The following is a 14,768-nucleotide window of genomic DNA, read 5'->3' as shown; positions in this document are numbered from 1 at the left end:
CCAAAAGATTCGATGTATATAATCAAAAGGAAGTAACTGTCTAGAATCCTTGCTACAGGTTAGACGGCTACTTCTTTTTGTTTGCGACGAATAATACTTTTGAAGCATGGTGACCACTACAATTGACGCTTTTCCTTAACAAGAATGACTCCAATCAAGCCAATCATGGAGAAGATGACTGGAGTGATGAATCCGTAATAATAGCCAGCACTTATACTGCCAGAAGATTCAGCGAAAGAATCTAATACTTTTCCAATAATGCTTGGCAGTAAAACGGCACTTAGGAAACCACCTGTGTTGGCGAATCCGGAGACAAAGCCAGCTTCTTTTATAGGGAAAGATTGGCGAACGGCCGCAAACGTTAAGGCATTTGCCCCATAGGCAAGGCCAATGATGAAGAATAGCACCATCACTAAGAAAAACGGTGGATGATTGATAAAAAAGAGAAAGACAGACCACGTGACTAATGAAAGGATATGGACAAAAATATATGGACGTTTGATCGTTCCTAATCGACTTGAAATCCAACCACCAAGTGGAGCACCAATCAGTGCCCCAATGAGTCCAATCATCATAAGTTCGCTCGCATCAGACCGTGTCATTCCATACACCGTCATCCCATAAGGTACTCCCCACGAACTAATAAACCCAACATAAGTTCCGACTAGCCCAAAATGACATAAAAATAAAGCCCAAGCCTGCCGACTGGAAAATATTCTTCGTATAAGAACCGATGTTTTTTCACGCTGTATTTCTTTCTTTGTAAAGAACGACTGATTTGGTTTTTTTATAAGTACAAAATAAAGGACAACCCCACAAAGTATAAGAAGTAATCCCGCTGAAAAAAAAGCTGGCCTCCAACCAAGTAAGTCAATCCATAATGAGAAAGGGACAGTTGCTACAAGAAAACCAAGACTTCCTGTCATAGCAGTTACACCAATTAATCGTGTAAATTCCTTCGCATTGAACCATTGACTCAACATTAACACCATGTTAACCCATATGGTCGCATCTCCAATCCCTGTCAACATTCTCGCGAAAAATAGGACAAACTCATGTGTGCCTAAACTATAGATGACTGTACCTACACCTGTAAGAATGGCTCCAAAAATTAGAAAGAAATTGGGGCCAAAACGATCTGCCATGATACCCATTGGAATTTGCAAACCCGTGTACACAAAGAACTGGATACTTGTCACTAAGCCAATGGTGGTTGCCGTTACACCAAAATCCAACATGACTTGATCTGTTATCAACCCTGGAGCGGTCCGTTGGCTTGATATAACTAGATACGTAAACAACACAGAAGCAAATACAACCCATCTATACCGGCTATTTTGTTTATCCATTGATATCTACCCCAGTTAGGTTTTACACTATGATATGAATTTTTTCATTATGAAGGAACCTGTTCCTGGGTGTTCTTTATTATCCTTAACAGGTGATGAGAGATTTTCATGGAATAAGAAAGTAAAAAATTCGTGGACTAAACCATCAATAAAATTACTAGCTACCGTTATCAATGGACTGACCCCATATCTTATTAAACTCTTCCTTATAAGCCTTTTTTATGATGTAATGAAAGGAACCATATTATAGAGGAGACTAGATTTATGAGAGAGGCAATTATTAAGAGAATAGATGAACTTCAACAAGAATTTTATGAAATTAGTACATATATAGGTGAAAATCCAGAGCTTGGTCATGAGGAGTTTAAGGCTTGTAAAGTACTAACAGATACATTAAAGGAACATGGCTTCACGGTTGAAATTGGTACATGTGATTTACCAACTGCGTTTACAGCAGTGTTTGATAGTGGTAAGCCTGGTCCTTCGGTTGGTTTTATGGCTGAATATGATGCTTTACCCGGTCTTGGGCATGCTTGTGGCCATAATTTAATCGGTACAATGGCCATTGCTGCTGGGATTGGATTAAGTTCTGTGCTCCATGAAAGCGGCGGGATGGTGTATGTGTATGGAACGCCTGCTGAAGAAACAAAAGGTGGAAAGGTCACAATGGCTGAGCAGGGTCTATTTGATCATTTAGATGTAGCCATGATGGTTCACCCCTTCTATCAATACAAAAAAAGTGGTACATCACTAGCGATGGATGCTATTCAATTTGAATTTCGTGGACGTGCAGCCCATGCTGCAGCAGCACCACATGAAGGAATCAATGCACTGGATGCTGTCATACAAACGTTTAATTCGATCAATGCTCTAAGGCAACATGTTAAGTCAGATGTCCGAATTCACGGTATCATCCCTGAAGGGGGCTTAGCAGCAAATATTGTACCTGATTATGCTGTTGCTCAGTTTTATGTTCGTGCGTCTAGTAGAGATTATGTGAATGAGGTCACTGAAAAAGTGAAGGATTGTGCTAGGGGGGCTGCACTCGCTACAGGTGCAAGTTTAGAAATCTCAAATTACGAATTCTCATACGACGATATGATTACAAATGAACATTTATCAAATGCCTTTACCGATTCACTTGTTTCACTTGGAGTGGACATAGCAGAAATCGTAGAAAGTGTTGGTGATACAGGCTCGTTAGATATGGGGAATGTCAGTCAAGTTGTACCTTCCATTCATCCATATATTCAAATATGTAAAGAAAGACATGCTTGTCATACTCCTGGTTTCAGAGAGGCTGCCATGAGTGAACAAGGTCGAGAAGGTATGATAATAGGCGCAAAAACACTAGCATTAACAGGCTTAGACGTGTTGACGAACCCAGAACTTTTGAAGGAGATTCGTGAGGAATTTGATAAGGGAAAACCCACTATATAGCTAAGTTATGGGTCAATGGGACGGGTTGAGACTGCTGAAAAAGTCCATTAATTTAAAAGTTATGTGCTAATACCTGTTGATTTCCACTTCAGGTTGCTCCCTTTCCGCGGGATGGGCGGTGAGCTATTTAAAGGGTAATAACTGGAATGATAAAAAAGAAGAAGCTCTTCCAGAGGTGGGTTCCTATGGGAGAGCTTTTCTTTATTCAACCGTTTTAATGATAGAGGAAATGATTATGTCTAGTTTATAAGAAACTCCCTATCATGTTCACTAGTTACTTCCTCTAACCGTCCCATGTAATCTTATACATATAAGCCAGATTGGCATTAATCATGAATAAAGCTAAGTAGATTACTTTCATACAGAGGAAATGGATTCAACTTCTAGAGAAATGACTTCTCCGATCTCCTTTTTCAAACATGTGAGTCTCTGTTAATTAAAAAATTATAATGAAAGTAACGATAGTAAAAAAGATTTGTTAGTCTTCGTTGTTATGTTCCAAGGTTATTACGACTTTTCCTTGAGCGTGGCCCTCTTCCAGATAGCGGATAGCTTCAGGAACTTCACTCAACGTGTAACGTCTGTCGATGACCGGTGTTACTTTTCCATTACTAAGTAGCTCTTGCATCAAGACAAGGTCATCTTTGCTCCACGCTGCCATAAGCATCACCATTCTTTGACTCACGAACCGTGACATCACCAGCCCTCTAAGCGAACGATTCATAGGCCCCAGCAAACGCCCCTTGTCTGGCCCCCCCACAAGAACAAGCGTCCCGCTTTGGCCCAATGCCCGCCTGCAATCTGACAGAGAACGATTCCCCACCGTATCGAAAATCTGGTCATAGCGTTGCCCACTTTGAGTGAAATCCTCTTGGGTGTAATCGATGACGTGATCCGCACCGATTGAGCGGACCATGTCCACATTCCTTGTGCTGCAAACGCCAGTCACTTCCGCTCCGAACGATTTGGCAATCTGTACGGCGAATGTGCCCACACCTCCTGCGGCACCATTAATCAAGACTTTCTGCCCTGGCTGAATCTGTCCTTGATTACGAAGACCCTGGACGGCAGTGAACGATGCTATCGGTACGGCCGCCGCTTGTTCAAACGACACTTTGGCTGGTTTCTTCACCAACGACCTTTCAGAAGCACACACATACTCGGCAAAAGCTCCATTACACGCACCGAATACATCATCCCCCGGTTGAAACTCTTTCACGTCCTTGCCAACAGCTTCAACCTTTCCTGCAACATCAACTCCCAATACATGACTCTTTGGTCTGCGCAGCCCGGCATTTAGGCGCACCAGGTACGGTGTACCTCTCATGAAATGCCAGTCCAATGGGTTTACCGATGCCGCGTAAACTTTTACCAGCACTTCATTGTCCTTGGGAGTAGGTTTTCCTACCTCTGTGAGCTGAAGAACATCAGATGATCCGTATTCTGTGTATACAATCGCTTTCATAAGTATTTCTCCTCTTAATTGAAGTCAGTACTATCTACTATATACATTTGAATTTTAGTTTATATTAATTTTCTGAATAAATAAAATAAAGTTCCATGATTGCTGTAAGGTAACACTAATTATTGCGTTGTTCACTACTTTCTTTTAATTCAACATATGTAAAAAACCCCCTGTATCAAATTAATTACTTTTGATACAGGGGGTTTTTCTGCTTATCTTATTTATATGGAGATCTCAAGGATTAGAGAGGTTCCAATAAAGTGCATGGAAAAACCCTAAATACTCACTCGAGTTTCTAAAGCTCTAAATAATTCGTCTCTTCGGAGTCCAAATATCTGTAAATCCATTATCAACGGAATACTGATATAGTTGTTCTAGCTTGTTGGCGGTATAGACCTTCATGTCTTCTCTCAAATTAAAATTCGGGCTTTTAAGTAAGTTCCTGTTACGATCAATAAGTGCACTCAAATAAACGTCATCAGCGAGCTTGTCACTCTTTGATAAGTTGCAGGGGCTGCAAGATATGACAAGATTCCATAACTGATCCGCTTGAATAAAGCTCCATGGAATAAAATGATCTACATGTGTGGTATCCCTTTTTTTTATTGACTTGCTACAATAAAAGCACTCACCATTATAGTAAGCTTCAAGTACATAGTAGAATTGATCCAACGAAGATCTTTTAGAGACGTTTTCAACCTTTAGTAAAAGTCTAGTGGTATCACCTTGTTCATTAAATTTCTCTAAGAATAGAGCTAGTTGATAGTTTGTTAAATAGGTTAATACCCGTTGGAACCTCTGCATGAAAGAATAATAGGAACCGTTCATTCTCAGAACTTCCCTTTGATTGTCAAAATCATAAATGGTACTCCCAGTGTCACCGTAAATAGCACCCATAACATTGATTTTACATCGTTTTTTAACTTTATTTATAATATCAAGCTGCATTTCACTAGAAAGCTTATCAAATACTAAGGTATTAGGTACATCATATTTGGCTTGGACATCTAATAGAGGATGTTCAAAAAGTCCGGCAAAAATAGCTTCGAATTTCTTCGTCAGCTCGTCTTTCCGCTCCTCACGTATACAAAACATACGCTCCGGTGCTCAAGACTTCGCTTCCTTGAACTTCTTTGCTCTTTTTGTCCTCCTTTTTGAACAGGCTCTAATAGAATCTTTTGAACCTCAGACTTTTTCTCAATCATATTGATTTGGTTAAGGTTATGGTGAATGACTAGATTCCAATAAATCTTTGCAAAGCTACTGAATAGGCTGTCATAGCTTAATTCAAGTCTATCGTTGACGTTATAAAGGTTTTCTATTATAGATTTAATGAGAACAAACTTATATGTAGTTGAATTTTTGGATTTTGGAGAAAAGATATAATTGAAATGGGACCATACATCTTTGTCCGTTAAGTATTCTGCTCTCATTTCTCCTACTTGCAGTTTATGACTCATACTTCACCTTTTTTCGACTATATTTTAATCTTCTACATCAATCAAAAAGACCTTGTTCTTAAATGCCCCTTTTGTTATGGCCTTTTGTTTCCTAATTACTTCAATTTCTTTGAAAGAAGTATCATGACATTCGGCCAAAGCATGAATGATTTCTAATAAGTCTGCTAATTCTTCCATTGCTTCTTCTGTATTGGTTGTCTTCATATACTCTTCAAGCTCTTCAAAGCTTTTCTTTTTTAACTCAAGTATGTACTCTTCATCTTCTAATATTCTTGTAGAATATGTTTTACCAGCACGATCAATTACATCCGGAATTAGGTCTCGGACAAGTTTATTGTAAAGTGGCATATCGTAAAAACTCCTTTTACCCTTTTTATAAAATCAGAAATACTATCTAGTTTCAATATACAGTAATTATATGACAATAAAGAGGAAACCCTTCTGGTTTAGATGGGTTTCCTCTTTTTATTAAAAAAGTGCTAATATAAAAATTGTAAAACTGCTTAATATCCGTAAACTCTTCGTTTAGTCTTTTCACCGAAAGCGTCTTGTAACCGTCGATTTGTTTCATCAAACCGTTTCGCTTTTGCTTCAATATACTTTTCAGCAGCCTTTTCAGATCCGGAGGCAACATGTATGATTCTTTCATCATCATTACGAAGTAACTGTGATTTCATTAACTAATCCCTCCTAGTAATTTTATGGCAAAATTACGGAAAAGTGCTGGTTCTGTTTCCATTATATCACGCATGATATCCACTTTAAAGTGTTGTACGTTCTCTTCTGTCCAAAATGAATCGACAGGATAATGAAAACAGATTACATAATTTCCTGATTTTACAGCAAGATAAAATAGCCGCTTTCCTTCACTATAAAATAACTCTGGATTTCCACTTTCAAAAGCTTTTACAACATAAGAAGATTTATCATCCAAATTGTATGCATCATTGTCGTCACTCGCCATTCCTGATGCAGCAATCAACTGTAATTCCGCATCAACATTCTTATAAAGTGTGCTCCCAGAGCAAGATTCGTATTCTCCCAGAAGTTTTTCGAAAACTGTTCCAGGTTTAGTATAGATAGAACCCTTTTTCAAGTACCGTTGTAAATACTCCAAAAACATTCTTGAATTTTGTATTTCCCCTTCCTGTAAATACCCAATCATATTCGAAGTAAATTCTGCATGTTTACGATACGTAGGACCTTCAGCAATTTGATCATCAATTTCATTTTTTAGAGCAAGGTATTTACTTCCTTGACGAAATAAATCACTGAAGTATTGCTTAATTGTCTTTAATCCATCTACTCCTAATGATATCTGTTCAAGATAGTGGCCTTTTTGATAAATATCATATAAGAATCCCCACACATAAGAGTCAAACCCTTCTGATTTATCAGGATGCTTATTCCAAGCTTCCTCAGCAATATTCCGATAAGTATCTGGTTCCATACCATTGTTAGCTTCTTTAAATGCTTCAACCATTTCACCAATAGTCCAACGCAGGTCATTCCAGAATAAACGATAAATTTCGTCTTGTACAAAAACTATTATATGTTTCTTATTCTGATGTGCCTTTTGAAATTCAATATGAGTTACCGTTGCTTTATATCTCTCACTGTAATTTCCAGCTTTATGTGAAATAAATAAGAGAAAGATATCGCATCTTAATACATGGTCTATACAATTTTCTACTAAATTCTGCGCTGGCCATGGACCGAAATCTTTTTCATATATTTGTGGATTATGTTCCATTTTTTTTAATTCAATGTGTATAGAATCTCTTAATCGGCTTAAGCCTGATTCAGCAGCGGAACTTATAAAAATCTTTGCAGGCTCAGCCAATATAAACACCTCTTTAATAATCGTATAATGTATTATTCGACATATTCTTCCTTAATCCTTTTACCCATTCATGGAAATCAAAAAGTCCGAAATCAATTCCCTTGATACTTGTTTTTTTATACACATTTGAAATAAGGGCTTATCACTTTACTAGAAAATCCTTACTTGATATTAATCTATCTAATCTGCAATCATCGGAAGATATGTGACCATTTCAGATGGTGACAGTGGTTACACTTAAGATTTATGTTTTGCTAATTAATCTATAGTCTCGTCTCCAGCTCTTTAGCAATAATCTTAAAAACACTAGTTGGATTGCAATGAAGCTCTTTATAGTCTATTAAGTATTCATTCGAATCTGAACTAATGGTTATCAACTGTTCTTCTCGATCAAACCCAAGCTGGATCCCTTTAAACTCAAAATGGTTAATTTGCTTTGCTTTATCTAGCTCAAGGCTATCAATATCAATCTTAATATGATCCGAAAACCTTCTTACCATTTGCCAAATCGCTTTTTCTTCCTCGGATTTCATATACAGTTCAGGCAGTTCCTTAGCTTGTAGCAGGTTTTGCAGGGTAGTAATCATATAGTTCGCAACCCCATAATTAACTGGCTTAATCACTTGTTTCAAATTACTCCAGTTATCTACTTGAAAATGAATCATATCGTCATTAATAACTACATTCGAAATCTTACCTAGACAAACAACCCCATTTACCTTGCTTGCTTGCTTCGTTACATACAAGGCTATGTACTTTACTTCCTGCCAGCCATTCTTTAGCTTCGAAACAGGCAAGTGATACGAGGCTGTTTGAAGTGCATTTCGATACTGTTCGATAGTAGAATTGACTCCTACAAGTACCTTCTCCTCAACATATGCCTTCCACTTTTCCAGCGAGCCTCTCGGTAAAATGCCTTCTTTCTGTAACTCATCCGGATTTTTTTCAATGAGGTTTTCTATAAATCTCTCGACTAAGCTTGTTGCATTCGGAAGAAATGGAAAACCACCAATATTTACTTTTCCAATACTCTTGTAGAAATGATGGTGTTCGTACAGCTGCTCATCATTCCACGGAAACAACACATATGCGCCAAACGCGGTTCGTTCATATGGACCATTAATCTCTGCCACAATCGAATCTCGGTACCGGTGCATCGTGTTGATATCATCCTCCATTGGACCAGGTGTTGAGTATTTATTGCCATAATAACTGCCTTGATTGGCAAAGTCGATCCGATACTTCGCATCAAATATATAGTTATAACTGTAGTTTTCTCCCTTTTTTTCAATGCTTAGCATCGTGTCTGGTATTTGAGTAATTGTCGGTAGATTATGTTCACGCTTTTGGTATGTTAAAGTTATTTGCTCATTCGTTAGTGGATGCTTATATACCCGCTTCGCTTGCTTATTCGCTTCAAGATTTACAAATAAACCATCACGATTCACCTTGATGACATCCTGACTAATTAGTGTATATTTCTTACCAAGAATTTGTCCCAGCTTCAAATAGGTCCAGTATTCATAAAGAGTAGCTACATCCTTCACCGACATTTTATGTATACTGTTGTGCAGGGTTAACCCTTTTGAGACTGTCAAAAATATTTGATAGGCATCACGGTATCCTGGTGCAAGCTGCAGAACTAAGCTTGTAAACACTCGATCTGGTAAAGGCATCTCTCTCCAGAAAGGAGCCCTTACCTTAGAATGAAGCTTATTTTTCATGCCTTCAATTAACTTTCTTATTTCTTCATCAGCTGTTTGTTCACCCCAGCTACGTTGATTCACATACCGATCATATAAACCTTCAAGCTTCATTAAGAGCCTCGTCATCATCCACCTGACAAATCGATTCTCATGAGTAACATATGTAATCTCTTTTTTAACAGTTAGCCCCTTTATTGGCAGATACTCTTGACTCCCTACCTTGATTCCATGATCCACAGGCTGAAGAAGTCTACTATTCTTAATAAGATAGTTTCTACCTTTACGATCTAAATTCTTAATCCGATCCCCTCGAACAAGTTCATGACGCTTCTCTAGATTATGATGTGGCTGACGTTCAATTTGCTGGGTGGACTTCATAAAGTCGTCAAAATAAAAAGTAATTAAACGGAAGAATTCAACAAGTGAAGGATTCCCTTCGAGTTTAGTCTTTGCACTTAAGTACGTCTTCTTTAAAAAATGAAACGCTAAGTTATAAATCTCATCGTTCACTTCATTTAACAAATTCTGATAGTCTTCTTTATAATTTAATTTTGTCGGAAAAATCTCTACTGTTATCTCAAGTAATGTTTCATCATCGCTTCTTACCTCGAAGCTGGTGAACCCGATTTCACTCTGAAAATGGAGGTTACCAAGTAACACATAAGAATGTCCAATGGATACCCGGTCTACTGCTTTTCTAAGGATAGGATGCTCATGGTAAAAGGTAAGTTCTTTCCCATCCTTTGGTGAGATCATCACTTGATACACACCGTTTTCAAAAAAGATCGGTCGTTGCCCTGTCGGTTTTACTAACGATTGGGAGCTTACATCGAAGACCTTAACCTCTTCGATATCTCCTGTTACCATGAATTTCATCTCATCATGAAAGTCCATGCTTCTATATTGCTGTAAGCCTAAATATCTCTCATGATAGGGCTTCCCTTTGATGACAAGTGAAAAATCAACCGTTTCAATTTTGACCAACTCGACTTCTTCTTTAGCTGATCCAAAAAAGAGGTAAAGCCGTCATCCTCTAGCCTCCTAAGCATCCCGTACACCTTCGTTGCACTTCTTGGATATTTAGATAATTTTAAATCCTGTTCATAGTTTTCTATATCAAACTCCACTACCTTATTTGTCAAAAATCTGAACAAATCAGATAGTGAGCGTTTTACTCGTGAATCACTTCCAGATATCCGAGGTAAAATCTTTTGCAGGATACAGTTATCGAATGCTTGTTCCTTTGTCAATAACTGACCACTTTGGTTATAAGCCACATACATACAAATCTCATCTCTTACCCGGTATCCAACCTGCGCTCCAATTGGCTGTATGTATTTATTTATTTGAAAAAGCTGAGTCGAAATCTCTTCAATTAAGCTCATATTGGACTTCACCATGTCCTTTAAATAAAGGAATTCAGAACGGAACATTTTATTATCAATGTTTTTCTGTTGTACATTTGGTATGGTATCCGTTAAAAAATCTAGGTAATCAAGTTGTACTCGGTTAAACTCAAGCGTATTGGCACGGTCTAACACCTTTTTGCTAAAAGGATGTGTCGTTTCATCCATATTAACCGTTCCAATAATATAAAGGTTTTCTGGGAACCAAATATTTTCGTTTGCCTCTTCTTTTGTCAAAATCAATGACGAAGTAATTCCACCATTTCCCCAGTCACGACTCTCCATCACACTGAGAAAATCACTAAAATAGTACTCAACTCTTGCAAGATTCATCTCATCCAGTAAAACAAAGAAAGGCTTGTCCAGCTCCAGCTTTGCTCGCTTGATGACTTTCGTTAACGGACCATCCTTAAAGTCACCCTTAATATCACGGTACCCAATTAAATCAGAGCCATCACTCCAGTCTGGTCGTACCGGGATGAGCGTAAATCGACCATTTCTCTCGGTAGCTCCCACACTCTCTGCAAACCATTGGATCACCTTGAAGCATGGGGACGGTTCGAGACTGGTGATAAAGTACAATTATCGAATAAATAAATATAGTTAACTACTATTAGTTGTGTATTAATAGGAATCAAACTCTATATCTAGTATCACTAGACCACACTGACGACTTTATCACTGATCCCGGACGGTTCTCTTGCTTCCATAGTAATGGAAAGGTTTTAAAGTGAAAAAGCCTAATTCACCCTATTTTTACCAAGGAATTAGGCTTATGGTCTGCCGCAATCGCGCCAGATTGTGAATGTTATTTTCTATTGCATAGTATCGTTGTACTACGCACCAAAGGGTCCTGTTATAAATGATAGTTCTTGTTTAACTAAATCTATCCTTTTATAACCAGAGAAAACCCTTCAATAATAGTTTGATAATTGTTTAAGCATAACAATGTAATGCCTTTTTCATAACATGCAAATTACTTACTTCACCATGTATCAAATTTTATGGCCAATAATTCTATTAAAAATACTGTTTCTTTGTATTGAAGGTCCTATTTTTACTAGCTTATTCCTAACATCACAAAATAATTTATTTTCAACTTGAGCAATCTTCCCACAAACCCAAGAACTATTTACAATTAACTTAGCTCTACCCTTACGCATGTCTTCAAAGGTCTTGACAGTTTGTGTAATTGAGTTGCCTTGTTCTAGAGTTTGCGCAAGAATTACGGCATCCTCCAATGCCATACATGCTCCTTGGCCTAAATTAGGTGTTGTAGCGTGTGCTGCATCACCAATTAGCACTACTCTTCCTTTTGACCAATTTGGTAATGGCTTTAGATCATAGATCACTTTTCTTGTAATATCTTTATCTTTTGTTACTTCGATTACGGTTGGAACAGGTTCGACAAATTCTCTAAACGAATGTATCAATTGTTCTTTGGATATCTGACCTTCACTCAGATTTTCTGAGGTATTTCTTGTCGCAAACCAATATACTAGTGAATCTGACATAGGAATGAGCCCGAATCGCATTCCATTACCCCAAGCTTCAAACATAGAGCCAGATTTCGTATATTGATTTGTATAAGTAGCGATACCTCTCCAAGCTTCATATCCACTAAAGCGTAAGGCATGATTAGGAAATAACTTATTTCTTACTGCTGAATGAATACCATCTGCTCCTACTAAAAGGTCCCCTGCTTCTTCATGTCCATTTTCAAAACGTGCGATCACTTCTTCATTAGTTTCTTTTAGGTTTACTAGCTTATAGCCTATTTTTATTTCTGTCTGCATTAATTTACTAGCTAGTATGTGATGAAGGTTGGCTCTTAAAATACCTACTGTGTGAGTACCATATTTAGTTGCAAGCTCTTTTAGTGGTATTGTGACTAGAGTTTTTCCTGAAGATGTTGTAAGGGCTGATTCACTCAAGATTTTGCTCTTTTGATATATTTCTTCTAATAGCCCCATCGAATGAAGTGCATCTGTTGCATTAGGCCATAAGGTTAAGCCACCACCATCATTTCGAAGACCATCAGACTTTTCAAAGATTACTGGTGCATAGCCGATTTTTTCAAGCATAAGAGCACTCGCTAATCCACTAATCCCTGCTCCAATAATGAGTACTTTCTTCTTCATGTTTTCTCCTCATTTCATAAAAGTGGTAAAATCTATAACCACACCAATAAAAATGAAATCCCTAAATATAGACAAAGAGGACAATAGTATCTAGTATCATACTTAGCGAATGTAGAATGTTTAATTCTCTTAAAAAAACCGAGATATTTAAAATCACCTACCGCTCTTAAAAAAAAGATAATGGTAAAAATAATACAAAATGATTTCGTAATTATATTAGGTTTATAGAATGGGATAGCATTGAATTGAACCAGTAACATAAATCCTACAATTAATAATCCTATCGCTACAATGAAAGTTTCAATTATTCTAGGAGTAAACAATGCACCGCCTCCTGCTTTTTCAGGTACAGAAGCAGTAAATCCCCATCTTCCTCCAAATACCCAGTAAAAATGAATGAAACTAATTAAAGTTAGCACTACTACAGATAAATAGACTAAAATTGACATTCTAACTTCGCCATCCTTTTTGAACCTATTAACTATTGTGCTGCAATTCCTTCCCATACGATTTCAAATGGTGTAAGAAAAATCTCTTTTTTAGATCTTATTCTGATTCTGCCATTGATCAAGTAATAAGTGTGTTGAAATAGATTCCGACTATAAACCGCAATATATTGTATAGCATTTCTCTCCCTATTAGACCACTACTACTCCTTAGAGCTTCACGTCACCAGAATTATCTACAAAAAAAGTGCTTTAATCCTTCATGGACTAATTCACCTATTAGAAATATTTTTTACACCCTCCTATGACTTGGAAAGTTTTCTGAATACCTTTGAATTAATCATTTTCAAAAACGAAATAGCTGGTTTTGGGTCATTCCAATCCAATCCCATATTGCATATGCTTTCTTCTTAAATCTCTATCTGGCTCATTGTCAGGTATATCACTTTTAATCATATTTAATTCTTCACACCTTTCTTCAAAACTCTCCTCTAATGCGTCTAATGTTTCTTTTTAAATTGAAGCTAATCCTCTGGAAAGAATATACTGGCTAGAAGTTTCTTTAAACTTGGTTGTATTTGACTCGTCATCAAAAAAACTCATTTTGGTAATAGTATCTAAGTTATTATCCCGCTGCCTTTTGATATGATCATCATAATTAAAAGTATATTCTAATGTTCTTGGATTCAGAATGTACATGATGTCTTCGTGAATAAAGAGTTCAATTTTACCTCCAAACTCGATGACATTTTTGTCTTGAATAACCAACTGATCTCTGTCTCTTACGGTCGGGAGTTTACTAACGTTTCTTCGTTCCATTGCAGAAATTTTCACACTTCGATAAAAAATAAAATAGGTGTGATCGGTGTCTTTTGAGATTTTCACCACTTGAAACTTTGCATCTTTATCTAAAAATGTGCTGTTATTATGATTTAAGGATTGAAATAATTTTTCGAGTTTATCCTTTAAATCTTCATCATCCTCTATAACTAATTTAGCAATATAATCCGCCTTTGTTAATTCATGATTATATTCTGCGGTATAAAACTTTTTCCCTTCTGCGCTGTCAATCTTTATGTTATTCAATTCTTTCTTTAATCTCTTCTTTAACCATATTCTCAAGTCAGAATCTAATATTTCTTTTCTTGCAAAATATAGAGCATCACTTTGGATTGCCTTAGAAACTAGATATGTTCTGGATATTCAAAAATATTCAACACTGATAGCGCTTGGAGATATTGATTGCACTCCGTTAATACATGCATATGTACATGGCGAATAAAATCCTGCTCATCTGTTCGCTCAAAATCTGTGATTAGATTAAAGTAAATGGCTTGTCCATTCGCTAAATAGGCATCTTCTTCTTCGATGGTAAGGTTCCAATTAATATCCCCCTCACCATTTTGTTCATAATCCTTGATTTCGTTTGTGTATAATCCATGTTCAATGTAATCAGCAAATAGGAAGTCAATGATAGGCAGTAGATTTAAATTGGCTTCGTTGTCCATATTT

15 protein-coding genes are annotated in these 14,768 nt (G+C 37.1%); 2 read left to right on the top strand and 13 right to left on the bottom strand.

Translation table 11 applies throughout. The annotated features are described in order from the left end of the window. Positions 1 to 116 precede the first annotated feature (116 nt). Positions 117 to 1,349, bottom strand: a complete 1,233-nt coding sequence (locus ACOI1C_RS06480) for an MFS transporter (RefSeq protein WP_422509148.1) — start codon at positions 1,347 to 1,349, stop codon at positions 117 to 119. A gap of 264 nt (positions 1,350 to 1,613) precedes the next feature. Here ACOI1C_RS06480 and ACOI1C_RS06475 point away from each other — a divergent pair, with 264 nt between their 5' ends. Both ACOI1C_RS06475 and ACOI1C_RS06470 read left to right on the top strand, forming a co-directional pair. After that, entirely contained in the window at positions 1,614 to 2,789 is a 1,176-nt protein-coding gene (locus ACOI1C_RS06475) for a M20 family metallopeptidase (protein WP_422509146.1), read from the top strand. A 118-nt stretch (positions 2,790 to 2,907) separates the two neighbouring features. Further along, positions 2,908 to 3,039, top strand: coding sequence for a hypothetical protein (locus tag ACOI1C_RS06470; RefSeq protein ID WP_422509144.1), 132 nt, complete (start codon positions 2,908 to 2,910; stop codon positions 3,037 to 3,039). A gap of 228 nt (positions 3,040 to 3,267) precedes the next feature. Here ACOI1C_RS06470 and ACOI1C_RS06465 read toward each other — a convergent pair whose 3' ends face one another. The 12 genes from ACOI1C_RS06465 to ACOI1C_RS06410 all read right to left on the bottom strand — a co-directional run bounded on the left by ACOI1C_RS06465 (position 3,268) and on the right by ACOI1C_RS06410 (position 14,764). Further along, positions 3,268 to 4,254: an NAD(P)-dependent alcohol dehydrogenase gene (locus ACOI1C_RS06465; protein ID WP_422509143.1), complete on the bottom strand. Its 987-nt coding sequence runs from the start codon at positions 4,252 to 4,254 to the stop codon at positions 3,268 to 3,270. Between the two features lie 303 nt (positions 4,255 to 4,557). Continuing rightward, positions 4,558 to 5,349: an HNH endonuclease gene (locus ACOI1C_RS06460; protein WP_422509141.1), complete on the bottom strand. Its 792-nt coding sequence runs from the start codon at positions 5,347 to 5,349 to the stop codon at positions 4,558 to 4,560. Then, entirely contained in the window at positions 5,313 to 5,714 is a 402-nt protein-coding gene (locus ACOI1C_RS06455; protein ID WP_422509139.1) for a hypothetical protein, read from the bottom strand. The genes ACOI1C_RS06460 and ACOI1C_RS06455 overlap by 37 nt, the downstream gene beginning before the upstream one ends. A gap of 24 nt (positions 5,715 to 5,738) precedes the next feature. After that, complete coding sequence (locus tag ACOI1C_RS06450) at positions 5,739 to 6,062, bottom strand: phosphoribosyl-ATP pyrophosphohydrolase (RefSeq protein ID WP_422509137.1); 324 nt, start codon at positions 6,060 to 6,062, stop codon at positions 5,739 to 5,741. Positions 6,063 to 6,217: 155 nt separating this feature from the next. Continuing rightward, a complete protein-coding gene (locus ACOI1C_RS06445; protein WP_422509135.1) occupies positions 6,218 to 6,391 on the bottom strand; it encodes a hypothetical protein in 174 nt (57 codons plus the stop codon). Then, complete coding sequence (locus ACOI1C_RS06440) at positions 6,391 to 7,557, bottom strand: DUF4062 domain-containing protein (protein ID WP_422509133.1); 1,167 nt, start codon at positions 7,555 to 7,557, stop codon at positions 6,391 to 6,393. Before ACOI1C_RS06440 ends, ACOI1C_RS06445 begins: the two co-directional genes overlap by 1 nt. Positions 7,558 to 7,820: 263 nt before the next feature. Further along, entirely contained in the window at positions 7,821 to 10,247 is a 2,427-nt protein-coding gene (locus ACOI1C_RS06435; RefSeq protein WP_422509131.1) for a DUF2357 domain-containing protein, read from the bottom strand. Beyond that, positions 10,178 to 11,185, bottom strand: a complete 1,008-nt coding sequence (locus ACOI1C_RS06430; RefSeq protein ID WP_422509129.1) for an McrB family protein — start codon at positions 11,183 to 11,185, stop codon at positions 10,178 to 10,180. Before ACOI1C_RS06430 ends, ACOI1C_RS06435 begins: the two co-directional genes overlap by 70 nt. A gap of 479 nt (positions 11,186 to 11,664) precedes the next feature. Continuing rightward, complete coding sequence (locus tag ACOI1C_RS06425; protein ID WP_422509127.1) at positions 11,665 to 12,810, bottom strand: FAD-dependent monooxygenase; 1,146 nt, start codon at positions 12,808 to 12,810, stop codon at positions 11,665 to 11,667. A 32-nt stretch (positions 12,811 to 12,842) separates the two neighbouring features. After that, positions 12,843 to 13,259, bottom strand: a complete 417-nt coding sequence (locus tag ACOI1C_RS06420; RefSeq protein WP_422509125.1) for a DUF3995 domain-containing protein — start codon at positions 13,257 to 13,259, stop codon at positions 12,843 to 12,845. Positions 13,260 to 13,769: 510 nt separating this feature from the next. Beyond that, positions 13,770 to 14,342, bottom strand: a complete 573-nt coding sequence (locus tag ACOI1C_RS06415; protein ID WP_422509123.1) for a Kiwa anti-phage protein KwaB-like domain-containing protein — start codon at positions 14,340 to 14,342, stop codon at positions 13,770 to 13,772. Between the two features lie 98 nt (positions 14,343 to 14,440). Beyond that, a complete protein-coding gene (locus ACOI1C_RS06410; RefSeq protein WP_422509121.1) occupies positions 14,441 to 14,764 on the bottom strand; it encodes an LlaJI family restriction endonuclease in 324 nt (107 codons plus the stop codon). Positions 14,765 to 14,768: the final 4 nt, after the last annotated feature.

It is taken from the genome of Bacillus sp. DJP31, from assembly GCF_049310945.1.
Lineage (GTDB): Bacteria > Bacillota > Bacilli > Bacillales > SA4 > Bacillus_BS.
This window is presented reverse-complemented; position numbering and strand designations above follow the sequence as displayed.

Coding starts and splice junctions, on each gene's coding strand:
- ACOI1C_RS06460 (WP_422509141.1), bottom strand. CDS start 5,349: ATGTTTTGTATACGTGAGGAGCGGAAAGACGAGCTGACGAAGAAATTC.
- ACOI1C_RS06480 (WP_422509148.1), bottom strand. CDS start 1,349: ATGGATAAACAAAATAGCCGGTATAGATGGGTTGTATTTGCTTCTGTG.
- ACOI1C_RS06455 (WP_422509139.1), bottom strand. CDS start 5,714: ATGAGTCATAAACTGCAAGTAGGAGAAATGAGAGCAGAATACTTAACG.
- ACOI1C_RS06475 (WP_422509146.1), top strand. CDS start 1,614: ATGAGAGAGGCAATTATTAAGAGAATAGATGAACTTCAACAAGAATTT.
- ACOI1C_RS06465 (WP_422509143.1), bottom strand. CDS start 4,254: ATGAAAGCGATTGTATACACAGAATACGGATCATCTGATGTTCTTCAG.
- ACOI1C_RS06425 (WP_422509127.1), bottom strand. CDS start 12,810: ATGAAGAAGAAAGTACTCATTATTGGAGCAGGGATTAGTGGATTAGCG.
- ACOI1C_RS06445 (WP_422509135.1), bottom strand. CDS start 6,391: ATGAAATCACAGTTACTTCGTAATGATGATGAAAGAATCATACATGTT.
- ACOI1C_RS06420 (WP_422509125.1), bottom strand. CDS start 13,259: ATGTCAATTTTAGTCTATTTATCTGTAGTAGTGCTAACTTTAATTAGT.
- ACOI1C_RS06410 (WP_422509121.1), bottom strand. CDS start 14,764: ATGGACAACGAAGCCAATTTAAATCTACTGCCTATCATTGACTTCCTA.
- ACOI1C_RS06450 (WP_422509137.1), bottom strand. CDS start 6,062: ATGCCACTTTACAATAAACTTGTCCGAGACCTAATTCCGGATGTAATT.